Source organism: Phenylobacterium sp. (assembly GCF_965229015.1).
Classification (GTDB): Bacteria; Pseudomonadota; Alphaproteobacteria; order Caulobacterales; family Caulobacteraceae; genus Phenylobacterium.
The window spans coordinates 1,413,891-1,435,176 of the sequence record NZ_CBDDIM010000002.1; the positions used below are offsets into that span (position 1 = coordinate 1,413,891).

A 21,286-nucleotide genomic window follows, 5' to 3' on the forward strand; every position below is an offset into this window, starting at 1 on the left:
AGAAATATCTGACACATGATAGGCTGTCTAGGGAAATTCCGCGAGCGGTCTGACCGACCTCAGGGGAGGGGCGTGGCCGCCGGCCGGCGTAGGGCCTGGTGGACGCCAACCGCGACGGCGGCGATGAGCAGGGGCGCAGCGGCGTGGACCAGCCGATAGAGCAGCAGGCCCGCGGCCATCTGCTGCGGGGTGGCGAACCGTCCGCCCAGGGTCAGGACCACGGCGTCCAGCACCCCGAGCCCGCCGGGAAGGCCCGCGGTCAGGCCGGCCAGGGCGCCGAGGACGAAGATGGCGATGAAGGGCAGGAAGTGGGGGAGGCTGGGGTCCGGCAGCAGCAGGAAGAGCACCAGGCCCGAGAACACCCAGTCCAGCATCCCCGCCGCCAGGGCCAGCAGGCTCGAAGGCCAGGGCGGCCGGCTCAGGCTCACCGCCCGCCAGCCCCGCGCCAGGCCCTGCCAGGGGACGAACCAGAAGGCGATGGGGGTCAGCAGCAGCAGGCCGAGGCCCCGATAGAGCGGCGACAGGCCTGGCGCCAGCAGCAGGGCGAGGCCGGCGGCCACGCCCCCCGCGCACAGGGCGGCGATCCCCGCCAGCAGGATCACCAGGCCGGTCTCCGCCGGGCTCAGGCCCCAGTCGCGATAGAAGCGCAGCCGCGCCGCGCCCCCGGTGGCGGCGCTGAACCCCAGGCCATTGGCCAGGGCGCAGGCGACGAAGGTCGCCAGGAAGATGCGCCAGGCCGCCAGCCGCTTGCCCACCGTGGTCAGCGCCCACCAGTCCGACCCCGTCGCCGAGGCGTAGCTGAGGGCCGAGGCGCAGGCCGCCGCCACCAGCGCCCAGGCCGGGACCGCCCCCAGGGCGTGGCCGATTTCTGCGCCCGTCACGCCCCGGAACTCCCGATGCAGGACCCAGGCGGCGGCCACCAGCATGGCCACGGCGAACAGGGGCTGGACGGCGCGCGACCCCAGGCGCCACAGGCTGGCGGGGCGTCCGGTCGGCGCCGTGCGCGATCGGGGGACGGCCGGGGCCGCAGGGGTCTCCTCGGGCGCGTCTTCCGGCAGGGCCAAGCGCTCATCCTTCTGGCCGGCCGCGGGCGCGGCGGCATTGAAGTGGTCACCACGGCCAAGCTTCACGTCAAGGCGCTACTAGGGGTTGCCAGTCCGCCTCCGAGACGCAAATGATTTCAGTCAATGTCCACGGTTGGCGGGCATGGCGTAAAGGCTGCGGGAAAGCGTCTCACCCGCTGTCGCCCTCGGGGAGGCGTGCATGAAGATCGTTTTGGGAGTCGCCGGCACGGCGGGCGACCTGAACCCCTTCGTCGCCCTGGCCCTGGAGCTCAAGCGCCGCGGCCATGAGCCGGTGATCGCCACCCAGGACGACTTTCGACAGATCATCGAGGACGAGGGCCTGGGCTTCCATCCGGTGCGCCCCAGCGTCTCCGAGGTCATGGCCGAGCTCGGCCTGGACGCCCCCGACATCATTCAGCGCGCCTCACGCGGCAGCACGGGGCTTGAGTTCGCCGTGCGTCGCATCGCCATGCGCTTCCTGCGGCGGGCCTATGGCGACATGCGGCGCGCCACCGCCGACGCCGACCTGGTGATCACCCACACCTCGGCCTTCGCGGCCCGGCTCGCGGCCGAGACCCGGGGCCTGCCGTGGATTTCGACGGCCCTGTCGCCCTTCACCTTCATGTCGGCCCATGAGCCGCCGGTGCTCAGCGGCCTGGCCATCGCGCGGCGGCTGAGGGACTTGACCCAGGGCCGGTCCGACGCCGTCATCGTCAAGCTCGCCCGTGGCCTGACCGGGGCGTGGACGCGGGAGTTCCAGCGGCTGCGCCGGGAGCTCGGCCTGCCGCCCTGTCCCAACCCGCTGTTCGACGGCCAGTTCTCGCCCTACGGAACCCTGGGCCTGTTCTCGCCGCGCTTCGGGGCGATGCAGCCCGACTTCCCCCAGCCCTGCGCCCTGACCGGCTTCTGCTTCTACGACCACCGGCACGGGGTCCCGGCCACCCTGTCGGAGGAGATGGCCGCCTTCCTGCGGGCCGGCGAGGCCCCCATCATCTTCACCCTGGGCTCCACCCTGGTGATGAAGCCGGGACATTTCTACGAGGTCGGGCTCGCCGCCGCCCACCAGCTCGGCCGGCGCGCCATCCTGCTCACCGGCCCCGACAGCGGCCTCCTGGCCCGGCCGCCCACGCCGAACGTCCTGGTGGCCGACTACGCCCCGCACTCCGAGCTGTTTCCCCACGCCCTGGCCATCGTCCACCACGGCGGGGTGGGAACCACGGCCCAGGCCCTTCGCGCCGGCAAGCCCCAGCTGATCATCCCCTTCTCCGCCGACCAGCCCGACAATGGCGAACGGGTCGCGCGGCTTGGCGTCGGACGCGCCGTCCCTCACCGCCGGCTTGGGGTCCAGACGATGCGCGGCGAGCTGGAGGCGCTGCTGGCCGGCGACTACGTCGCCGCCGCCGGCGGCTTCGCCGCGTCGATCGCCGGGGAGAACGGGCCCGCCGCCGCTGCCGACGTCATCGAGACGGCCCTGGCCGGAGGCGCGCTCCGGCGTCATGCCTGAACGGGCCTGGCGAAGGCTGGACCAGGAACTGCTGCGATGGGAGGCCCTGGGGCGCGCCTGCCCCCTCTGGTGGCGCGACGATGACGCCACGGAGGTGACGCTGCAACTGGAACGCCTGGTGGCGCTGAGCCGGGCCGCCCAGGCGCCCCTGCTGCTCTCGGTCATCCCTTCGCCCACCGCCGCCGAGATCTTTCCCCTGATCGCGGAGGCGCCGATCGGCGTGGCCCAGCATGGGGTGGATCACCACAACCGCCTGCGGCTTCCCCGTCACGCTCAGTTCAAGGCCAGCGAACCGGCGTCCTGGGTGGCGGGCGAGCTGTTCCGAGCCGGCGCCAGCCTGCGGGGCCATCGCCGGGTCCTGCCCATCTATGTGGCCCCCTGGAACCGGCTCTCCGCCAACCTGGTGGCGGCCCTGCCGGCCGCCGGCTTCGAGGCGGTCTCGGCCTTCGGCGGTCCGGTTCGCGCCTATCCGGGGCTGGTGCGGATCGACACCCATGTCGACCTGTTCCGCTGGGCGCCGGCCCCGGCCTTCCGGGGCGTCGTTCTCTGCCTGCACACCCTGAGGCTGGCTCTCCGCCGCCGCCGCCTCGCCCGGGCCTGGTCAGAGCCGGTGGGCCTCCTGACCCATCACCTGCGCCTGGAGGCCGAGGCCTGGGACTTCCTGCAGGCCCTGCTGCCCCGCCTTTCGGCCGCCCCCGGCGTCAGCTGGCTGGGGCCGGAGGACCTGCCGGGGCTCACGCCGCAGACCTGACGGGACCCTGACGGTCACTTGCTGGCCTTCGTCGGGCGGCTGCGGCGGCCGCAATCCCTTGCCCCTCAAGACCCCGTGGCGCGTCGTCGGCCGGTAAACGGCCTTGTCTTCCATCCACGGCGACCGACAATGTGCCGATGACTCGCCTGATCGACGGCCTGAAGCCCTGCGGACCCGTCGCCGACCCGAAGGCCGCCGAGCGCGCCCGCACCGTCTTCGCCGCCGCCGCCGAGGAGACAGGCTGGGGCGACCTGCTGGCCGCCGCCTGGCCCGCCCTGGCCCCGGTCTTCGGCGCCTCCCCCTACCTCACCAGCCTCGCCCGCCGCGACCTGGCCCGGCTGAAGGCCTTGCTGGAAGCCGATCCCGACGCCCGTTTCGAGGAGCTGCTCGCCCGCACCACGGCGCTCTCCAACGCGCCCTGGGAGGCCGCCAAGGTCGGCCTGCGCCAGCTCAAGGCCGAGGCCCATCTGCTGATCGCCTTGGCCGACCTGGGGGGCGTCTGGGACCTGGACGCCGTCACCGGGGCGCTCGCCGGCTTCGCCGACGCCGCGCTCGCCGCGGCCCTCACCGTGGCCGCGCGCTCCGAGGTGGAGGCCGGCCGCCAGAGCGCGCTGGGGACCGGCCCCGCCGGCCCGGTTCCCGGCTATTTCTGCATCGCCATGGGCAAGCACGGCGCCTACGAACTCAACTATTCCAGCGACATAGACATCTCGGTCTTCTACGAGCCCGAGCTCCTGCCGCTGGCCGACGGCCACGAGACCCAGGGCTTCGCGGTCCGCCTGACCAACAAGCTGGCCGAGCTGATGCAGGACAAAACCGGGGACGGCTACGTCTTCCGCGTCGACCTGCGCCTGCGCCCCGACCCCTCCTCGACGCCGCTCGCCGTGCCGGTGGCCGCGGCCATGGACTACTACGAGAGCGTCGGCCAGAACTGGGAGCGGGCGGCCTTCATCAAGGCCCGCGCCTGCGCCGGCGACATCCCCCGCGGCGAGGCCTTCCTCGCCGAACTGACCCCCTTCGTCTGGCGCAAGAACCTCGACTTCGCCGCCATCGCCGACATCCACTCCATCAAGCGCCAGATCCACGTCCACAAGGTCGACGACCGCCTGACCGCCAAGGGCATGGACCTCAAGCTGGGGCGCGGCGGCATCCGCGAGATCGAGTTCTACGTCCAGACCCAGCAGCTGATCCTGGGCGGCCGCCACCCCGACCTGCGCTCCCGCCGCACCCTCGACGCCCTGCGCGCCCTCCATGAGGCCGGCCACGTCGGGGCCAAGGCCTGCGAGGAGATGACCGAGGGCTACCACACGCTCCGCGCCGTCGAGCACCGCATCCAGATGCTGGCCGATGAGCAGACCCACAAGCTCCCGGAGTCCGACACCGACCGCCAGCGGGTCGGGGCCCTGGCCGGCTTCGACCGCCTGCGGAGCTTCGACGCCGCCATCGAGAAGACGCTCAAGAGCGTCAACCGCCGCTACGGCGAGCTCTTCCCGGACGAGGAGCAGCTCTCGTCGCGCTTCGGCAGCCTGATCTTCACCGGCGTCGACGACGACCCGGAGACCCTGGCCACCCTGTCGCGCATGGGCTTCTCCCAGCCGGCGCGGGTCTCCCAGACCATCCGCGGATGGCATCACGGCCACATCTCGGCCACCCGCACCGAGCGCGGGCGCGAACTCTTCACCCGCCTGGCCCCGCGCCTGCTGGAGGCGGCCAACGCCACCGGCGCGCCGGACATGGCCTTCAACCGCTTCAGCGACTTCTTCGGCAAGCTGTCCTCCGGCGTGCAACTGCAGTCCCTGTTCCTGGCCCAGCCGCAGCTCTTCGAGCTGATCGTCCAGGTGATGGCCTACGCCCCGCGACTGGCCACCACCCTGGCCCGCCGGCCCGCCGCCCTGGACGCCATGCTGGACGGGGACTTCTTCTCCGACATCGCCATCGAGGAGGACCGCCGGGTGATGGCCGCCGCGGTGGCCCAGTCCCAGGGCTTCGAGGGCGCCATGGACGCCGTGCGCCGGGTGCACCGCGAGCAGGCCTTCCGCATCGGGGTGCAGGTGATGAGCGGCTCGGCCAGCGCCGAGATCGCCGGCCACGCCTTCGCCGACCTGGCCGACCTCTGCATCGACACCCTGGCCCCGGTGTCGCTCGCCGAGGCCGAGCGCCTGGGCGGGGCCTTCCCTGGCCAGGTGGCGGTGGTGGCCCTGGGCAAGTGCGGCTCCCGCGAGATGAGCGCGGGCTCCGACCTGGACCTGATGACCCTCTATCGCGCCGACGCCGAGGGCGCCGCCTCGGCGGTCAAGGAGTGGAGCGCCGACGTCTTCTACGGCCGTTTCACCCAGCGCCTGATCGCCGCCCTGTCCACCCCCACCGGGGAGGGGGAACTCTACGAGGTGGACATGCAGCTGCGCCCGTCGGGCACCAAGGGCCCGGTGGCCGTCAGCTTCGCCGCCTTCCAGGACTATTACGACCGCGAAGCCGAGACCTGGGAGCTGCTGGCCTTGACCCGCGCCCGGGTGGTGTGGGCCAGTTCGCCCGCCTTCGCCGAGGCCGCCGTGGCCGCCATCGAGGCCGCCCTGCGCCGCCCGCGCGACGCGAAGAGGACCTCCGCCGACGTCCGCGAGATGCGCCAGCTCCTGGAGCAGGAACGGCCGCCCAAGGGCCCCTGGGACCTCAAGCTTTCGCCCGGCGGCCTTGTGGACATCGAGTTCGCCGCCCAGTTCCTGCAACTGGTCCACGCCGGTTTCGGCGGGCCGCTTTCCCCCAATACGGCCGAAGCGCTCGAGGCCTGCCTGGCGGCCGAGCTGGCGCCGAAAGGGGCCCTGGCCGATCTCCAGGCCGCCTGGCGGCTGCAACAGAACCTAACCCAGCTCCTCAAGGTGGCCCTGGCCGATGGGGAGGATCCGAGCGAGGAGCCGAAGGCCTTCAAGGCCCTGCTGGCGCGGGCCGGCGGCGCGCGGGACTTCCGCGCCCTGAAGACCCGACTCGACAAGGCCCGGGTCGCCGCGCGGCGCGCCTACGACATCATTGTGCAAACTTGAGCGACGGAAATGCGCGCGCGCGCCGTGGAACGGTTGACGCTCCGCGCCCGGCCGATCGTCGAAAGGACCCTTCATGAAGCGCCTTCTCATCAGCGCCGCCTTCCTCGCCATGGCCGGCTCGGCCCACGCCCAGATGGGCCGCGGCCCCAGTCCCGACCTGGACCGCGACGGCAAGGTCACCTTCGCCGAGTTCAAGAGCGCCCAGGCCGACCGGATGATGGCGCGGCTGGACGCGAACAAGGACGGGAAGATCAGCAAGGCCGAGAGCAAGGTCATGGAGGACATGGCCCAGCGCTTCGGCGGCGCCGACGCCGCAGCTCGCATCGCCCAGATGTGGACGCTCGGGGACACCAACCGCGACAGCCAGCTGTCGCGCGCCGAGCTCGAGGCCGGCTCCAAGCGCCGCTTCGACGCGGCCGACAGCAATCATGACGGCTGGCTCAGCAAGGGCGAACTGCTCACTATGCGCCAGAACCGGGGCCGTGACGGATAGGGCGCGCAGGCCGCCCCCGGGCGAGGTGAGGCTTGGACTCCGATCCGGACGAGGCGTTGCTGGCGGCCGTCGCCCAGGGCGATCCGGCCGCGGTGCGGGCGCTCGCGGCCCGCAAGCTGCCGCGCCTGCTGGCCCTGGCCGGCCGGATGCTCGGGGAGGCGGCCGAGGCCGAGGACGTGGCCCAGGAGGCCATGATCCGCGCCTGGCGCCAGGCGCCGATCTGGAAGCCGGGCGTCGCCCGGTTCGACACCTGGCTGCATCGGGTGACGCTGAACCTCTGCTACGACCGCCTGCGCCGGCGTCGCGAGATCGCCACCGACCATCCCCCGGAGCAGGCCGACGACGGCCCGGCGCCGGACCGCGGGCTGGAGGCCGCCGATGTGGGCCGCCGGGTGGCCGCAGCCATGGGCGCTCTGCCCGACCGTCAGCGGGAGGCCGTGGCCCTGTGCCACTATCAGGACCTGACCAATATCGAGGCCGCCGCGATCATGGGGGTCAGCGTCGACGCCCTGGAGAGCCTGCTCTCGCGGGGCCGACGGGCCCTGCGCGCGGCGCTTTCGGATATGATGACGCCATGAGAGGACGGCCATGACCCGCGAACGGTTCCTGGAACTTGCGGACGCCCACGGCGGCGCGGTCGCCCGCTGGCCCGCCGAGGTGCGCGAGGCGGCCGCGGCCCTGATGGCGGCGGAGCCCGACTTCGCGCGTCGAGCCCTGGAACAGGCCGACCGCCTGGACGCCGTCCTCGACGCCTGGGGACCCTTGAGCGTTTCGCACGGCCTGCGTGAGGCGGTGATCGCCGCTGCGCCGGCGCCCCGACGCAGGGGTGGCCTGAGGGCCTGGCTTCTGGGCGCCGGGGTCGGGGCGGGCCTGGCGGGCGCCTGCGCCGCGGGCCTGGCCCTGGGGGTGGCGCTGTCGGGAAGCCTGACCGCGACCGACGCTCCGGAGGCGGTCAGCGCGGCGATGAACGCCTATGACGACCTCGCCGACACCAGTGAAGGCGCCTGAGGTGAGCCCCCGCGCCCTGACCCTGGCCCTGATCGCCTCGGTGGCCCTGAACCTCTTCGTGATCGGAGCGGTGGTGGGCGGTGTGGTGGTGGGTCACCGTCTGCGGGAGGCCGCCCCGGCGACCGTCCATCCGCGTCAGCCACTGTGGACAGCCGCCGACGCCCTGCCGCCCGAACATCGCCGCGCCTACCGCCAGATGCTCCGAGGCGAGGCCGTGGGGGTGGGCGACCAGCTTCGGCAGGCCCGCCGCGCCCGCCGCGAGGCCTGGACCCAACTGGGGGCCGAGCCTCTGGACCGTCCGGCCGTGGCGCGGCGGCTGTCGGAGGCCCGAGCTCTGGAGATGACGGTTCGGGGCGGGGTGGAGGACCGGATCGTCGACTTCGCCGCCGACCTGCCGCCGGCGGAACGGGCGGCCTTGGCTGAGGGTCTGGTTCGCAGCGGGCCGGTCGGCGGACAGCGGGCCCTGCGCCCGCCGCGACAGCCCTAGGCGACGGCGAGTCCGGCGAGCGCCGCGCCGGTCTGGCGGATCGGCAGGGAGAAGCTGACCATGGTGCCCTCGCCGGGCGCGCTCTGCATGTCCAGCGAGCCGCCGTGCATCTCCACCAGCGACTTGGTGAGCGCCAGGCCAAGGCCGGTGCCTTGCGTGGTCTTGGAGTGCTGGTTCTCCACCTGCTCGAAGGGCCGGGCCAGGCGGGCCAGGTCGTCCTCGGCGATGCCGATGCCGGTGTCCTGCACGCTGATGCGGATGCGCTCCCCCAGGGGGTCATGGCGGCCCTCGGCGCGCACCGTGACCCGGCCGCCGCGCGGCGTGAACTTGATGGCGTTGGAGAGCAGGTTCAGCAGCACCTGCTTGACCGCGCGATAGTCGGCCTCGATCTCGGGCAGGTGTTGCGGGAAGTCGATGCTGAGCGTCAGGCCGGTGGCCTCAGCGCGGTTGCGGACCAGGCGAACGGCGTCCTCGGCCACCTCCTCCAGGGCGATGGGCTCGAACTTCAGGCTCATCTTGCCGGCCTCAATCTTCGACATGTCGAGGATGTCGTTGATCAGCGCCAGCAGGTGCTGACCCGATGACAGGATGTCCTGGGAGTAGCCCTTGTAGCGGGCGTCGCCCAGCGGCCCGAACATTTCCTGGGTCATGATCTCGGAGAAGCCGTTGATGGCGTTCAGCGGGGTGCGCAGCTCATGGCTCATATTGGCCAGGAACTCGCTCTTGGCCTTGTTGGCCCCCTCGGCGCGAACCTTCTCCATCTCGTACTTGCGGGCCAGTTCGGAGAGCTGCTCCTGGCTGCGCTCCAGGCCCACGACGGCCTTCTGGAGCTGCTCCTCGTTGAGGCGGCGGGCCTCCTCCTGGGTCTTGATGGCGGTGATGTCGGCGGCGCTCATGACGAGGCCGCCCTCGGCGGTGCGGCGCTCTGAGATCTGGATCCAGCGGCCGTCATTGAGCTCGGCCTCGCGCACGCCCTTGCGGCCGTCGGAGCTCTCCATCTCCTGCTTGATGGCCAACTGGGCGAAGCGGTTGACCTGTTCGCGCGAGGCGCCCGGTTTCAGCAGCCGGGGTTCGAGGGAGAAGAAGGCCCGGTAGTTCTTGTTGCACATCAGCAGCCGGCCGTTGCGGTCCCAGAGGACGAAGGCTTCCGACACGCTCTCGATGGCGTCGCGCAGGCGGTTCTCGGCGGCCTGGGCCCGGGCCTGGGCCATACGCTCCTCGGTGACGTCCAGGGCCACCCCGATGATCCGCGAATAGCCGTCGCCGTCCTTGCCGCCGAAGGCCTGGCCGCGGGCGTCGATCCAGGTGGGCCGCCCGCCCTGCATCGAGGGTACGCGGAAGGAGACGTCGAAGCCGCCATAGACGGCGGCTGTGGACAGCGCCTGGCGCAGCCGGTCGCGGTGGTCGGCGGAGACCCGCTCCAGCACCTGCTGACCCTCGACGATGCCGCCGCCGCCCCAGCCGAAGATGGCGCCGGTGACGTCGGACATGAACATCTTGTCGTTGGCCAGGTCCCACTCCCAGATGCCGCAGCGGGCGGCCTCGACGGCCAGGCGGAAGCGCTGTTCGGAATCGACGAAGGCCTTCTGGGCGTTTTCGACCTTGTTGCTCTGGTTGAGCAGCAGCAGGCCCAGCAGGAAGGCCGCGGCCAGGGGGGTCAGCAACCAGGCCAGTTGCTCGGTGGAGGTCTGGACCTCCATGGGCGCCGAACTTGCCCCGGCCAGGGCGTAGAGGGCGCCGCTGAGCGCCGGCCGCGCGGCCAGGTCGAGGGCGGCGCCGTCCGGACCCTGGGCGCGGCTCAGGCCACCGTCCAGTTTCAGTTCCTCCGGCGAGAGCGCGAAGGCGGCGTTCACCGTGTCGGCGGCGGCGACGCCGTGGGCCGGGCTGGCGGCCAGCACCCGGCCGTCCGGGGTCGCGATCAGCTCGGGCTTGGACTTGGAGAGCCAGGCGCCCAGGCGGGCCGGGTCGCCGGCCACCACGACCCAGCGCGGGCCCTTGCTGGTGGAGGCCAGCGCCGCGGCGGCGAGCGCCGGGGTGGTCTGGCTGGTGACGCCCAGCCAGATATCGCGCTTGGAGGCCTCGGCGCCCTTGGCGAGCTCCAGCCAGTCCAGGCCGCCGGCGGGGCCGGACACGGCCACGACTCCCTCGTCGGAGACCACCGCCACGGCCAGGGCCGCGCCGGAAGCGGCGCGCAGGCCGCTCTCGGCCGCGGCCATGGGCTCGTCGCCCTCCCGCTGCAGCGCCTCGCGGGCCGCCAGCAGGCCGCCGCGCAGGGTGGCGGCCTCGCCGTCCAGGTGGGCGGCGATGGCCTCGGCCCGGCTGGGCAGGGCGGCGTTGGCGACGGTGGTGATCTGGGGTTCGCGCTGGATCCTGGCCACGGCGAAGGCGGTGTAGACCGCCAGCAGCAGCAGAGTGGCGAGGATGGCGATGCGCGCGAAGGTTTGGGTCGGCAGCGGCCGGACGCCGGGCGCGGCGTCGCGCTCCTGAGGCCGGCTGGCCTCGGTGTCCTCACCCCCGCGTCTGGCCAACGCCCGCCGCTCCTTCACGCTGAACCGAGTCACCCAAGGTCAGAGTCTAGGCGAGCCCGCCCCGCGCGTCACGAGAGTCATAGGGTCACAGAGGCCAGGGCGGATTCTATTTCCGGCGGCGGTCCTTCCGGCGCTCGGGGCCCTTGTATTTGGGGTCGTCCACGCGCCGTCGGTCGGGGCCGAAATAGCCGGAGCTGGAGCGCACGAAGGCCCGAGGGTGGTCGATCACCGCCATGATTCGCTTCATCAGGTCGGCCGGCGTGAAGGGCTTGACGCAGAACTCGTTCACCCCGGCGTCGCGGGCGGCGTAGACCCGCTGGCGGTCGGCGTGGCCGGTCAACATGATGATCGGGATGTAGGGCGCCGGGCTGGCCTCGTGGGTGCGCAGCCAGCGGGCCAGGGTCACCCCTTCCTCCTCGCCCATCATGTAGTCGAGGATGATGATGTCGATCACCGCCGCGCCGGGCAGGGTGCTGGCCTTCAGCTTGGCCTTGGCCTCGGCGATGGTCTTGGCTTCCACCACCGCGTCGACGCCGAAGCCGCGCAGCATGGTCTTGACCAGATCGATCGCGTGGATGTTGTCATCCACCACCATGAAGTTGATGCGGCTCAGCGAAATGGACATGCAGTGGCGACTTCCCTAGCCAGACTCGTGGGAGCCGGTCTGCGCCAACAATTCCACGGGTCTGATTTTCAACAAGATTCGGCTCAGCGGCAATCGCCGATCTCGGCTTAGTCCGCCAGGGCCTTGGTCGCCAGTTCATAGACGTTCTTCGACAGGCCTTCGGTCCCGGCGACGCGCTCGAGCTGCGCCTTCATCAGGTTTCCCAGCTCGGGCTTGTAGCGCCGCCAGCCGCCCAGGGGCTCCACCAGCCGCGCCGCCGTCATCGGGTTGAACCCGTCGACGGCCAGGATCGTGTCGGCCAGGAAGCGATAGCCCGCGCCGCCGGGATCGTGGAACTGGGCCTGGTTGGCCGCGAAACTGGAGATCAGGGCGCGCAGGCGGTTGGGGTTCTTCTGGTCGAAGGCGGGGTGGGCGGTCAGGCCCATCACCCGGCCCAGGGCGCCGGCGGAGGGGTCGCGTCCCTGCAGGGCGAACCACTTGTCGATCACCAGGGGCTCGGACTTCCAGCGGTCGTAGAAGTCGGCGAGGGCCGCCTCGAAGGCTTCGCCGCCCACCAGCATCAGGGCGTTCAGACCGCCGATGGCGTCGGTCATGTTGATGGCCGCCCGGTAGTGGCCGTCGGCCAGGGTGGCGATCTCGGCCCGGGGATTGGCGGCCAGCAGTTCCAGGGTGGCGTTGCGCAGGGCGCGGCGCCCGGCGCTGGCGGCGTCGGGGGAGAATTCGCCCAGCTCCTGCAGGCCGATGTGCAGGCGCTTCAGGTCGTCTTCCAGATGGAGGGCCAGGCGGGTGCGCAGGGCCTCGCGGGCCGCGTGGATGGCGGCGGGATCGGCGGGTCGCATGGCCAGGGCCAGGTCGGCCTCCGAGGGCAGGGCGAGCATCAGGGCCTTGAAGGCCGGATCGGCGGCCTGGTCGGCCAGGCCGCGGCCCAGGGCCTCGGCGTAGCGTTCCTCGCCCACCTCGTCGGGCTTGCCGGCCGCGCGGCTGGTGATCAGGGCCCGCGCCAGGTCCTGGCCGGCCTCCCAGCGGTTGAACAGGTCCGGGTCGCCGGCCAACTGGACATAGCGGTCCTTGGGCGCGGCGTCGGTTTCCAGGGTGACCGGGGCCGAGAAGCCGCGCAGGGCGGAGACCACGGGCTCGGAGTCCACGCCGGTCAGGGTCACGCTGGTCGCGGCGCCGTTCAGCACCACGACGGTTTCGTCCAGGGCGGTCCCGTCGCGCAGGAAGGCCTGGGTGCGGCCGTCGCCGTCCAGCAGGCCCACGCGAACCGGGGTCGGCAGAGGGCGCTTGGTCGGCTGGCCGGGAGTCGGGGCCGTCTCCTGGGTGAGATCGAGCCTCAGGGTGCGGGCGTCAGGGTCATAGCTGTGGCTGAGGGTGACCTTCGGGGTGCCGGCCTGCTCGTACCAGGCGAAGAAGTCGGTCAGGTCCTGGCCGGTGACGTCTGCGAAGCAGCGGATGAACTCCTCCACCGTGGTGGCGTGGCCGTCCCAGCGGTCGAAATAGAGGTCCATGCCCTCCCGGAACTTCTCGTCCCCGATCAGGGTCTTGAGCATCCGGATGACCTCGGCGCCCTTCTCGTAGATGGTCGCGGTGTAGAAGTTGTCGATCTTCAGATAGCTGCCCGGACGCACGGGGTGGGCGAGGGGGCCCTGGTCCTCGGAGAACTGGCGGGCGCGCAGGGTCTTCACATCCTTGATCCGCTGGACGGCCGCGCCGCGCATATCGGCGGAGAAGCTCTGGTCGCGGAAGACCGTCAGGCCCTCCTTCAGGCACAGCTGGAACCAGTCGCGACAGGTGATGCGGTCGCCGGTCCAGTTGTGGAAGTACTCGTGGGCCACCACGCTCTCGATGCGCTCATAGTCCAGGTCGGTGGCGGTCTTCTCGTCGGCCAGCAGCAGGGACGAGTTGAAGATGTTCAGCCCCTTGTTCTCCATGGCCCCGAAGTTGAAGTCGCGGACGGCGACGATCATGAACAGGTCCAGGTCGTACTCGCGGCCGAAGACCTCCTCGTCCCACTTCATCGCCCGCTTCAGGGAATCCATGGCGTAGGCGGCGCGGTCGGACATGCCGGGGTCGACATAGATCTTCAGATCCACGGTGCGGCCGCTCATGGTCACCAGCTTGTCGGCCAGTTCGTCCAGCTCTCCGGCCACCAGGGCGAACAGATAGGCGGGCTTGGGGAAGGGGTCGTTCCAGACCGCGTAGTGGCGGCCGCCGGTCAGGGTCCCGGACTCCATCAGGTTGCCGTTGGAGAGCAGCCGGTGGAAGGCCTTGTCGGCCTCGATGCGCACGGTGAAGCGCGACAGCACGTCGGGCCGGTCGGGGAACCAGGTGATCTTGCGGAAGCCCTCGGCCTCGCACTGGGTGCAGAAGCGGCCGCCGGACATGTAGAGGCCGTCCAGGGCCTTGTTGGCCTCCGGGTCGATCTCGACCTCGGTCTCCAGGACGAAGCTGTCGGGGACGTCGGGCACCGTCAGGTTTTCGGCGTCGATGGTGCGCTCGGCCCCGTCCAGGACCCTGCCGTCCACGGCCACCGAGATCGGCTTCAGCCGCTCGCCGTTCAGCACCAGGGGCTCGTTGTGCTGGCCGTTGCGGGTGATGGACAGGCGCGCCTTCACCCGGGTGGCGTGGGGGGCCAGGTCGAAGACCAGCTCGGTCGTGTCGATCCGGAAGGCGGGCGGGCGGTAGTCGGTGAGCCGGATGGGCTGGGGAGTCTCTGTGCGCATCTGCAAGGATTTAGGCCATCCCGGCCGTCAGGGCGAGCGCCACGGCTGCGAAAGTCGCGCCGACCGCTGTGTCGCCCGCGCCACGCGCAACCGACGTCAAACAGTTGTTTGAGTTTTGTCAAAGCTGAGCTTGCCCGATGGCGCGATGTCCCCGCCAGCACGGCGCTCCCTCCGTGCCTTGAGGGGAAAAGAAGATGAAAGTTTCCACCTACGCCCTGGCCCTTGGCGCGGCGCTCGCGCTGGCCGGGACCGCCCAGGCCCAGGATTTCCAGGTCAAGGAAAAGGGCCTGTTGATGCTGAACGTCCGCGCCACGGCGATCTCGCCGACCGCCGACGACGCCATCACCACCGCGGCCGGCGCGCCCACCGGCCTGCACGTCGATGTCGGGGACGACTACAAGCCGTCGCTCGGTCTGTCCTACTTCCTGACCGACCACGTCGCCGTCGAGGTGATCGCCACCACCAGCCAGCACACCATCAAGGCGCAGGGGCCGGGAACGGACGTCACCGTGCACAAGACCTGGGTCCTGCCGCCGGTGGTCTCGCTGCAATATCACTTCGCGCCGACCGCCAAGGTCAGCCCCTATGTGGGCGCCGGCGTGAACTACATGCTGTTCCACAGCGGCAAGGATCAGAACGGCTTCAGCGTGAAGCTGAAGGACGGCTTCGGCTACGCCCTGCAGGCCGGCGTGGATGTCGCGGTCAAGGGGCCGTGGAGCGCCAACCTCGACGTCAAGAAGGTGTTCTTCGAGACCGACGCCAAGATCAATGGCGGCGCTCTGAAGTCCAAGGTCAAGCTCGACCCCTGGGTGGTGTCGGCGGGCTTCGGCTACAAATTCTAGGCGCCTATTCCGCGGCGTGGGTGGCCGGCTCAGCCATCGGCTCATCCACGCTGGCGGGGACTTCCTTCAGGTACTGATCCACCTTCAGAGCCTGTTCGGCCAGGCGTTGCAGTTCCGGCGGCGCGCCTGGCGTCTCCTCGATCATCGCCATCAGCCGCCGCGCGATGGACAGCAGGCGCGGGGCCGAGGTGATGAGCCTCGCCTGGAACTCGATCTTGTGCGGATCACGGTCGTATTCCGCGCCGGGCGTGCGCCAGCCGCCCCAGTCGTTGGCGTCGGTGACCACCACCGGGTAGCTGCCCGGATAGGGATGGTGGCGGCAATTGTCGGGCGTCTGCCATTTGTTGCGCGCCCGCAGCAGCCGCCAGTGGGCGCCGTCCTCGGCCAGGATGTCGTCGCTCTCCTGCTCGGGCTTCAGCTCATGGGCCTGGAACTCGCGGCCCAGGCCGACGTCGTAGCTGACCCGGACAGGCTCGTCGAAGCCGCGGGCCCAGACCGGCACCAGCTTCTCGATCACCGCCCAGGCGCCGACGCTCTCGACCCAAACACGCTGGTTCTTCTGAAATATCGCCTTGGCCATGACGCGCCCTTCGGACCTGCTCGCAGGCGCGCATAAGAGCCTGAAATCCTTGACGCGAGGTCAATCTTTCCTCCGGGCGAGAGGCGCGTATGTTGACGCGCGAGGAAACTTCAACCGGCCAAAATTGGCGGATGGGCGAATATGAATTTCGATTTTTCGGACGACCAAAAGTTCCTGAAGGGCGAGGCGCGAAAGTTCCTTGAGGCCAACTGTCCCACCAGCCGCGCCCGGGGCGTGCTGGAGGACGCCGCCCAGGGCTACGACCAGGCGCTCTGGAAATCCGTCGCCGGCCAGGGCTGGCTGGGCGCGGCGATCCCCGAGGCGTTCGGCGGCCTGGGCCTGGGTCACCTTGAGCTCTGCGTGATCGCCGAGGAGCTGGGCCGGGCCGTCGCGCCGATCCCCTTCGCCTCGACGGTCTATTTCCTGGCCGAGGCCATCATGCTGGCGGGCGACGAGGCCCAGAAGGCCGAGCTCCTGCCCAGGATCGCCGCCGGCGAGATCATCGGCGCCGTCGCCACCTCCGAGGGCCCGGGCGCCACCACCGCGGCGACCCTGCAGTCCACCGTCACCGACGGCAAGCTGACGGGGGTGAAGATTCCGGTCACCGACGGCGACATCGCCGACGTGGCCCTGGTCCTGGCCAAGGAGGGCGGCAAGCCAGGCCTCTTCCTGGTGGAGCTGGCCGGGGCGGGGGTCACCCGCGAGGCGGTCAAGACCCTGGATCCCACCCGCGACGCCGCCAAGCTCACCTTCAAGGACGCGCCCGCCCGCCGGGTCGGCAAGGCCGGCGAAGGCGTCGAGCTGGTGGAGCAGATCTTCGACCGCGCCGCGGTGCTGCTGTCCTTCGAGCAGTGCGGCGGCGCCGACCGCTGCCTGGAGATGGCCAAGGAATACGCCCTCGAGCGCTACGCCTTCGGCCGCGTCATCGCCTCCTATCAGGCGATCAAGCACAAGCTGGCCGACATGTACGTCAAGAACGAGCTGGCCCGCTCCAACGCCTATTACGGCGCCTGGGCGCTCAACACGAACGCGCCGGAGCTGCCGGTGGCCGCCAGCGCCGCCCGCATCGCGGCGTCGGAAGCCTACTGGTTCGCCTCCAAGGAAAACATCCAGACCCACGGGGGCATCGGCTTCACCTGGGAGATGGACTGCCACCTGTTCTACCGCCGCTCGCGTCAACTCAGCCTGGTGGCCGGCGCGCCCCGGGTCTGGAAGGAACGCCTCGTCAGCCACCTCGAACGCCGCAACGCGGCGGCCGCCTAAGGGAATTTGGTCATGGATTTCAACGACAGCCCCGAAGAAGCCGCCTACCGCCAGCAGGTCCGCGAGTGGCTTGAGGCCAACGCCCCCAAGACCCGCGTCGGCGGCGACCCCGAGGGCGGCGACGGCATGGCCGCCTCCAAGGCCTGGCAGGCCAAGAAGGCCGCCGCCGGCTACGCCTGCATCACCTGGCCCAAGGAATGGGGCGGCCAGGGCGGCACCCCCGTCCAGAACGTCATCTTCAGCCAGGAGGAGGCCAAGTATCCGATCCCCGGCAATCCGTTCCAGATCGGCCTGGGCATGTGCGTGCCCACGGTCATGACCTTCGCCGACGAGGAGACCAAGAAGCGCTTCGTCGGCCCGGCCCTGCGCGGCGAGGAGATCTGGAGCCAGCTGTTCTCCGAACCCTCCGGCGGCTCCGACGTGGCCGCCTCCCGCACCAAGGCCGAGCGCGCCCCGGACGGCTCCGGGGACTGGATCATTAACGGCCAAAAGGTGTGGACGACGGGGGCCCAGTTCTCGGACTTCGGGATCGTCATCACCCGCACCAGCCCGGACAAGCCCAAGCACAAGGGCCTGACCATGTTCTGGGTGGACATGAAGGATCCGGGCGTCGAGGTGAAGCCGATCCATCAGATGTCCGGCGGGTCGGGGTTCAACGAGGTGTTCTTCACCGACGTGCGGGTCAAGGACAGCCAGAGGCTGGGGGCCGTGGACGAGGGCTGGAAGGTCAGCCTGGTGACCCTGATGAACGAGCGGCTGGCGGTGGGCGGCCAGACCGGCGCGGGCTGGCAGCAGTTCCTGGAGGCCGCCCGCAAGACGCCGGGCCTCGACGGCGGCTCGGCCCTGAAGGACGGCGCCCTGCGCGAGAAGCTGGCGGACTGGTACGTCCAGGCCGAGGGCCTGAAACATACCCGCAATCGGACGATGACAGCGCTTTCACGCGGTCAGACTCCGGGGCCGGAGAGCTCGATCGGCAAGATCATCTCGGCGGTGCAGATGCAGGAGCTGGGCAATACGGCCATCGAGATGCTGGACCAGTACGGGATCATCGACGATCCGGAGCTGGCCTCGCTGAACGGCGCCTTCCACTTCTCGCTGATGTTCGGACCGGGGTTGCGGATCGCCGGCGGCACCGACGAGATCCTGCGCAACATCATCGCCGAGCGGGTGCTGGGCCTGCCGGGCGACATACGGGTCGACAAGGACGTGCCCTTCAAGGACATGCCCTCCGGCCGGTAGACGGGCTAGGCGCGCCAGGCCATCGGCTGAGGCGCGACCGAGCTCATCACCAGTTCGCCATAGAGGCGGGTCAGGCCCTCGAAGGTCCGGTCCCAGCTATGGCGAAGCTCGGCCCGGGCGCGGGCGGCGGCCGACAGGGCGCCGAGGTCGCGGGCGAACAGGGCCTCGATGGCCTCGGCCAGGCCGCCGGGGTCGACGTCGTGGGCCAGCTGCCCGACCTCGTTGTCGATCAGTTCGGAGACCCCGCCGCGGGATGGGCCCACCACCGGCAGGCCGGCGGCCAGGGCCTCCAGCACCACCAGGCCGAAGGGCTCGTTCTCGTTGGCGTGGACGCAGGCGTCGCAACTGGCGATGAGGGCGGCCAAGGCCACGGGATCGGACTCGTAGTCCAGGGCGATGACGCGGGGCGAGATGCGCACGTCCTTGCCGGCCCCCACCAGGACCAGGTGATAGGGCTCGCCCAGGCGCTCCACGGCGCAGACGATGGAGTCGATGTTCTTTTCCCGGGCCGGCCGGCCGGCGAAGACCAGGATGCGGGCGTTCCAGGGCAGGCCCAGGCGCTTGCGCAGGGCGGCCGGATTGGCGCGGCTGGGATGGAAGAGGGTGGTGTCGACCCCCAGCATCTGGACAGTGACCTTCTCGACCCCGGCCTCGGCCAGGCGCAGGGCCATGTGACGGCTGGGGGCCACCACACGGTCGAAGCGGTGATAGATCTCGGCCCAGCGCTTCTTGGCCGGCGCCTCGGCCCATTCGCCGAAGTGCAGGGCCGCCAGGGCCGCGGCGTCGGTATGGCAGAAGCCCACCACCGGGACCCCCAGCAACTCGCCGGTGTCCAGGGCCGCGTGGCCGGGCACGAAGATGTCGCCGGCCTCGATGATGTCCGGCTCCAGCATGCGCAGTACGGTCTCCCACTTGTCGGCGCGGGCCGGCATCCGGTAGCCGTCGCCGAAGGGCAGACGGGCGGCGGCCACGGTCACCACCCCCGGCTCGGAGAGGCCGGTGGTGGGGCCCGGCGTCACCAGGGTGTGGCGGATGTCGGGGCGGCGCCTCGCCAGCCAGGCCTGCTTGGCGTTGAGGTAACGCTTCACGCCGCCGGAGCGCGGCGCATACATCATGGTGGTGTCGATCAGGTGGAAGCCCACCCGCCCCGGCGCGCCGAAGTAGGGGGCTTCCGCCGGATCGAGGCGGATCAGGTTGTCCTGGTCCGAAGCGGTGACGTCGTACACGCGAGGGCCTTCCCGGTGATGGGGGTTATGGTCAGGCAACGAACGGCGTGGCCGTTTCGTTGCGGTCATGCTGAGCCTCCCGCGCACAACGGAGATGATCCCGGTCAGTTTCGCGATTCGTTGACAGTTCTTGTCTCGCCCGCCGATCGGGCGAGCTGGACGAACTCCGCCCTCAGGCCGAAGGGATCGGCCCCGCGCGCGCCCTGGGCCAGGTCGGTCACGGCCTTCCAGCCGAAGGCCGGCGAGATCCAGGGATCGCCCCGCAGCTTCTGGCCGAACCCGGCCACCGCCAGGGCCCAGCGGGTGGCCTCGGGCGCCTGGTCGACCCGGCCGTAGGTGTCGGCGGGCCCGATGGGCCGCTCGATCAGGCGAGAGGTCTGGCCGCCGGGCAGCTTGTAGCGGACCTTCAGGAAGGCCAGTTCGCCGCTGACCGCCGGCGCGCGGGCGGCGGGCGCGCCGTAGCGCAGGGGATCGCTGGAGGGCCGCGCGCCGACCGGGGTCACCTCATAGAGGGCGGTGACCGAGGTTCCCGAGCCCACCTCGCCGGCGTCGACCCGGTCATTGTTGAAGTCCTCGCGGTTCAGCAGGCGCGTCTCATAGCCGATCAGCCGGTACTCGCTGACCGTCCTGGGATTGAACTCCACCTGGATCTTCACGTCGTCGGCGATGGGGAAGAGGGAGCCTGAGAAGTCGTCGCGGAAGCTCTTCCGGGCCTCGTTCAGGGTGTCGATGTAGCCCGCGGTCCCGTTGCCGTTCTGGGCCAGGGCCTGCATCAGGGTGTCGTTGTAGTTGCCCTCGCCGAGGCCATAGACCGAGAGATAGACCCCGGTCTGGCGCTTGGCGGCCACGAAGTCGGTGAGCTTGGCGGGGTCGGCGACGCCCACATTGAAGTCGCCGTCGGTCATCAGGATCACCCGGTTGACCGCCTTGGGGTCGAAGTTCTGCACCGCCAGGTCGTAGGCCAGCGCCAGGCCCTGGCCGCCGGCGGTGGAGCCACCGGATTCCAGGGCGCCGAGGGCGCAGCGCATCTTCAGCTTGTCGCGGCCGCCGGTGGGGGCCAGCACCGCGCCGGCCGATCCGGCATAGGCGACCATGGCGACCCGATCCTGGGGCCTCAGCTGATCCACCAGAAGGTTCAGGGCCTTGCGGGCCAGGGGCAGCTTGTTCTCGTCGGACATCGAGCCGGACGTGTCGATGAGGAACACCAGGTTGAGCGGCGGCTCCTGGCTGCGGGGGATGTCGTAGCCCTGCAGGCCGATGTGGACGATCTGCCGGTCGGAGGACCAGGGCGACGGGGTCACCGCCACGAAGGGCTTGAAGGGGGCCTGGGGGTCGGTGGGTTTGGCGTAGCCGTAGTCGAAATAGTTGATCAGCTCCTCGACCCGCACGGCGTCGCGGGGCGGGCTCTGGCCGTCGGTCAGGAAGCGCCGGACATTGGCGTAGGCGGCGGTGTCGACGTCCACCGAGAAGGTGGAGACCGGCTCCTGGGCCGTCTGCTTGATCGGATTGGCCTGGGCGTGGGGGTAGCGCTCGGTGTCCACGTCGCCGGGCATAGGGCCAGGACGATAGGCGCCGGTGACCACCATCTCCTGCATCGGCCCCGGCGCCGCCTTGGCGGCGGGGGCGGAGGGCTGGATCGAGGCCATGGGCGGCGGCGGGGCGGGGGGCGGCGGGCCAGCCATGGAGGGGGCGTACATCATCCGCCCGCCCCGGCCGCGGCCATAGACGCGCCGATCGTCGTTCCGGGGGAAGCCCAGGGCCTCGCAGGCGGCGGGCGTCGGGGACCCGTCGCGAATCGCCGGGGCGGCCATGGGCGCCGCCGGCGCTGCGCCGGCTGCCACAACTGTAAGCAAGCATAGGGAGACGTGACTTAAGTTCCGTACAGCGGCCATCGTTCTCAGCGCTCCGAATAAGTCCC

Annotated in this window: 17 protein-coding genes; 10 read left to right on the forward strand and 7 right to left on the reverse strand. The window is 70.8% G+C overall.

Going from position 1 to position 21,286, the window contains the following annotated elements; translation table 11 throughout:
- Nucleotides 1-59: 59 nt before the first annotated feature.
- Complete coding sequence (locus ACO06I_RS23220) at nucleotides 60-1,130, reverse strand: lysylphosphatidylglycerol synthase transmembrane domain-containing protein (RefSeq protein WP_421934987.1); 1,071 nt, start codon at nucleotides 1,128-1,130, stop codon at nucleotides 60-62.
- 133 nt (nucleotides 1,131-1,263) lie between these two features.
- Between ACO06I_RS23220 and ACO06I_RS23225 the strand changes: the two genes are divergently transcribed.
- The 7 genes from ACO06I_RS23225 (at nucleotide 1,264) to ACO06I_RS23255 (ending at nucleotide 8,342) form a co-directional block, all read left to right on the forward strand.
- Nucleotides 1,264-2,568: a glycosyltransferase gene (locus ACO06I_RS23225; RefSeq protein ID WP_421934988.1), complete on the forward strand. Its 1,305-nt coding sequence runs from the start codon at nucleotides 1,264-1,266 to the stop codon at nucleotides 2,566-2,568.
- Nucleotides 2,561-3,319, forward strand: coding sequence for a hypothetical protein (locus ACO06I_RS23230; protein WP_421934989.1), 759 nt, complete (start codon nucleotides 2,561-2,563; stop codon nucleotides 3,317-3,319). The genes ACO06I_RS23225 and ACO06I_RS23230 overlap by 8 nt, the downstream gene beginning before the upstream one ends.
- A gap of 137 nt (nucleotides 3,320-3,456) precedes the next feature.
- Entirely contained in the window at nucleotides 3,457-6,354 is a 2,898-nt protein-coding gene (locus tag ACO06I_RS23235; protein WP_421934990.1) for a bifunctional [glutamine synthetase] adenylyltransferase/[glutamine synthetase]-adenylyl-L-tyrosine phosphorylase, read from the forward strand.
- Between the two features lie 73 nt (nucleotides 6,355-6,427).
- Nucleotides 6,428-6,847 carry a hypothetical protein gene (locus ACO06I_RS23240; RefSeq protein ID WP_421934991.1) on the forward strand — a complete coding sequence of 140 codons (420 nt, stop codon included), beginning with the start codon at nucleotides 6,428-6,430 and terminating at the stop codon, nucleotides 6,845-6,847.
- A 32-nt stretch (nucleotides 6,848-6,879) separates the two neighbouring features.
- Nucleotides 6,880-7,425: an RNA polymerase sigma factor gene (locus ACO06I_RS23245; protein ID WP_421934992.1), complete on the forward strand. Its 546-nt coding sequence runs from the start codon at nucleotides 6,880-6,882 to the stop codon at nucleotides 7,423-7,425.
- A 10-nt stretch (nucleotides 7,426-7,435) separates the two neighbouring features.
- A complete protein-coding gene (locus ACO06I_RS23250; RefSeq protein WP_421934993.1) occupies nucleotides 7,436-7,855 on the forward strand; it encodes a hypothetical protein in 420 nt (139 codons plus the stop codon).
- A 1-nt stretch (nucleotide 7,856) separates the two neighbouring features.
- A complete protein-coding gene (locus tag ACO06I_RS23255) occupies nucleotides 7,857-8,342 on the forward strand; it encodes a periplasmic heavy metal sensor (RefSeq protein WP_421934994.1) in 486 nt (161 codons plus the stop codon).
- On the opposite strand, the gene ACO06I_RS23260 is transcribed toward ACO06I_RS23255, so the two are convergent.
- The 3 genes from ACO06I_RS23260 to pepN form a co-directional block, all read right to left on the reverse strand.
- Nucleotides 8,339-10,870 (reverse strand): ATP-binding protein, encoded by a 2,532-nt coding sequence (locus tag ACO06I_RS23260; RefSeq protein WP_421934995.1) that lies wholly within the window; start codon nucleotides 10,868-10,870, stop codon nucleotides 8,339-8,341. The genes ACO06I_RS23255 and ACO06I_RS23260 overlap by 4 nt on opposite strands.
- 106 nt (nucleotides 10,871-10,976) lie before the next feature.
- Nucleotides 10,977-11,495 carry a response regulator gene (locus ACO06I_RS23265; RefSeq protein WP_421934996.1) on the reverse strand — a complete coding sequence of 173 codons (519 nt, stop codon included), beginning with the start codon at nucleotides 11,493-11,495 and terminating at the stop codon, nucleotides 10,977-10,979.
- Nucleotides 11,496-11,602: 107 nt separating this feature from the next.
- Entirely contained in the window at nucleotides 11,603-14,218 is a 2,616-nt protein-coding gene (gene pepN, locus ACO06I_RS23270) for an aminopeptidase N (RefSeq protein WP_421935120.1), read from the reverse strand.
- Nucleotides 14,219-14,412: 194 nt separating this feature from the next.
- Between pepN and ACO06I_RS23275 the strand changes: the two genes are divergently transcribed.
- Nucleotides 14,413-15,060, forward strand: coding sequence for an OmpW/AlkL family protein (locus tag ACO06I_RS23275; RefSeq protein WP_421934997.1), 648 nt, complete (start codon nucleotides 14,413-14,415; stop codon nucleotides 15,058-15,060).
- A 4-nt stretch (nucleotides 15,061-15,064) separates the two neighbouring features.
- Here ACO06I_RS23275 and ACO06I_RS23280 read toward each other — a convergent pair whose 3' ends face one another.
- On the reverse strand, nucleotides 15,065-15,640 hold the full coding sequence (locus ACO06I_RS23280) for a hypothetical protein (RefSeq protein WP_421934998.1): 576 nt from the start codon (nucleotides 15,638-15,640) through the stop codon (nucleotides 15,065-15,067).
- A gap of 141 nt (nucleotides 15,641-15,781) precedes the next feature.
- On the opposite strand from ACO06I_RS23280, the gene ACO06I_RS23285 reads away from it, so the two are divergent.
- Together ACO06I_RS23285 and ACO06I_RS23290 are read left to right on the forward strand one after the other, a co-directional pair.
- Nucleotides 15,782-16,903 (forward strand): acyl-CoA dehydrogenase family protein, encoded by a 1,122-nt coding sequence (locus ACO06I_RS23285; protein ID WP_421934999.1) that lies wholly within the window; start codon nucleotides 15,782-15,784, stop codon nucleotides 16,901-16,903.
- Between the two features lie 12 nt (nucleotides 16,904-16,915).
- Complete coding sequence (locus ACO06I_RS23290) at nucleotides 16,916-18,142, forward strand: acyl-CoA dehydrogenase family protein (RefSeq protein ID WP_421935000.1); 1,227 nt, start codon at nucleotides 16,916-16,918, stop codon at nucleotides 18,140-18,142.
- A 5-nt stretch (nucleotides 18,143-18,147) separates the two neighbouring features.
- Here the strand turns inward: ACO06I_RS23290 and ACO06I_RS23295 are convergent, their stop codons facing one another.
- The gene (locus tag ACO06I_RS23295; RefSeq protein ID WP_421935001.1) at nucleotides 18,148-19,368 is read right to left on the reverse strand and encodes a glycosyltransferase; all 1,221 of its coding nucleotides are present in this window, start codon (nucleotides 19,366-19,368) and stop codon (nucleotides 18,148-18,150) included.
- Between the two features lie 104 nt (nucleotides 19,369-19,472).
- Nucleotides 19,473-21,179 carry a vWA domain-containing protein gene (locus ACO06I_RS23300; RefSeq protein WP_421935002.1) on the reverse strand — a complete coding sequence of 569 codons (1,707 nt, stop codon included), beginning with the start codon at nucleotides 21,177-21,179 and terminating at the stop codon, nucleotides 19,473-19,475.
- Nucleotides 21,180-21,286 lie beyond the last annotated feature (107 nt).

Coding starts and splice junctions, on each gene's coding strand:
- ACO06I_RS23225 (WP_421934988.1), top strand. CDS start 1,264: ATGAAGATCGTTTTGGGAGTCGCCGGCACGGCGGGCGACCTGAACCCC.
- ACO06I_RS23265 (WP_421934996.1), bottom strand. CDS start 11,495: ATGTCCATTTCGCTGAGCCGCATCAACTTCATGGTGGTGGATGACAAC.
- pepN (WP_421935120.1), bottom strand. CDS start 14,218: ATGCGCACAGAGACTCCCCAGCCCATCCGGCTCACCGACTACCGCCCG.
- ACO06I_RS23285 (WP_421934999.1), top strand. CDS start 15,782: ATGAATTTCGATTTTTCGGACGACCAAAAGTTCCTGAAGGGCGAGGCG.
- ACO06I_RS23240 (WP_421934991.1), top strand. CDS start 6,428: ATGAAGCGCCTTCTCATCAGCGCCGCCTTCCTCGCCATGGCCGGCTCG.
- ACO06I_RS23280 (WP_421934998.1), bottom strand. CDS start 15,640: ATGGCCAAGGCGATATTTCAGAAGAACCAGCGTGTTTGGGTCGAGAGC.
- ACO06I_RS23250 (WP_421934993.1), top strand. CDS start 7,436: ATGACCCGCGAACGGTTCCTGGAACTTGCGGACGCCCACGGCGGCGCG.
- ACO06I_RS23275 (WP_421934997.1), top strand. CDS start 14,413: ATGAAAGTTTCCACCTACGCCCTGGCCCTTGGCGCGGCGCTCGCGCTG.
- ACO06I_RS23235 (WP_421934990.1), top strand. CDS start 3,457: ATGACTCGCCTGATCGACGGCCTGAAGCCCTGCGGACCCGTCGCCGAC.
- ACO06I_RS23300 (WP_421935002.1), bottom strand. CDS start 21,179: ATGGCCGCCCCGGCGATTCGCGACGGGTCCCCGACGCCCGCCGCCTGC.
- ACO06I_RS23290 (WP_421935000.1), top strand. CDS start 16,916: ATGGATTTCAACGACAGCCCCGAAGAAGCCGCCTACCGCCAGCAGGTC.
- ACO06I_RS23230 (WP_421934989.1), top strand. CDS start 2,561: ATGCCTGAACGGGCCTGGCGAAGGCTGGACCAGGAACTGCTGCGATGG.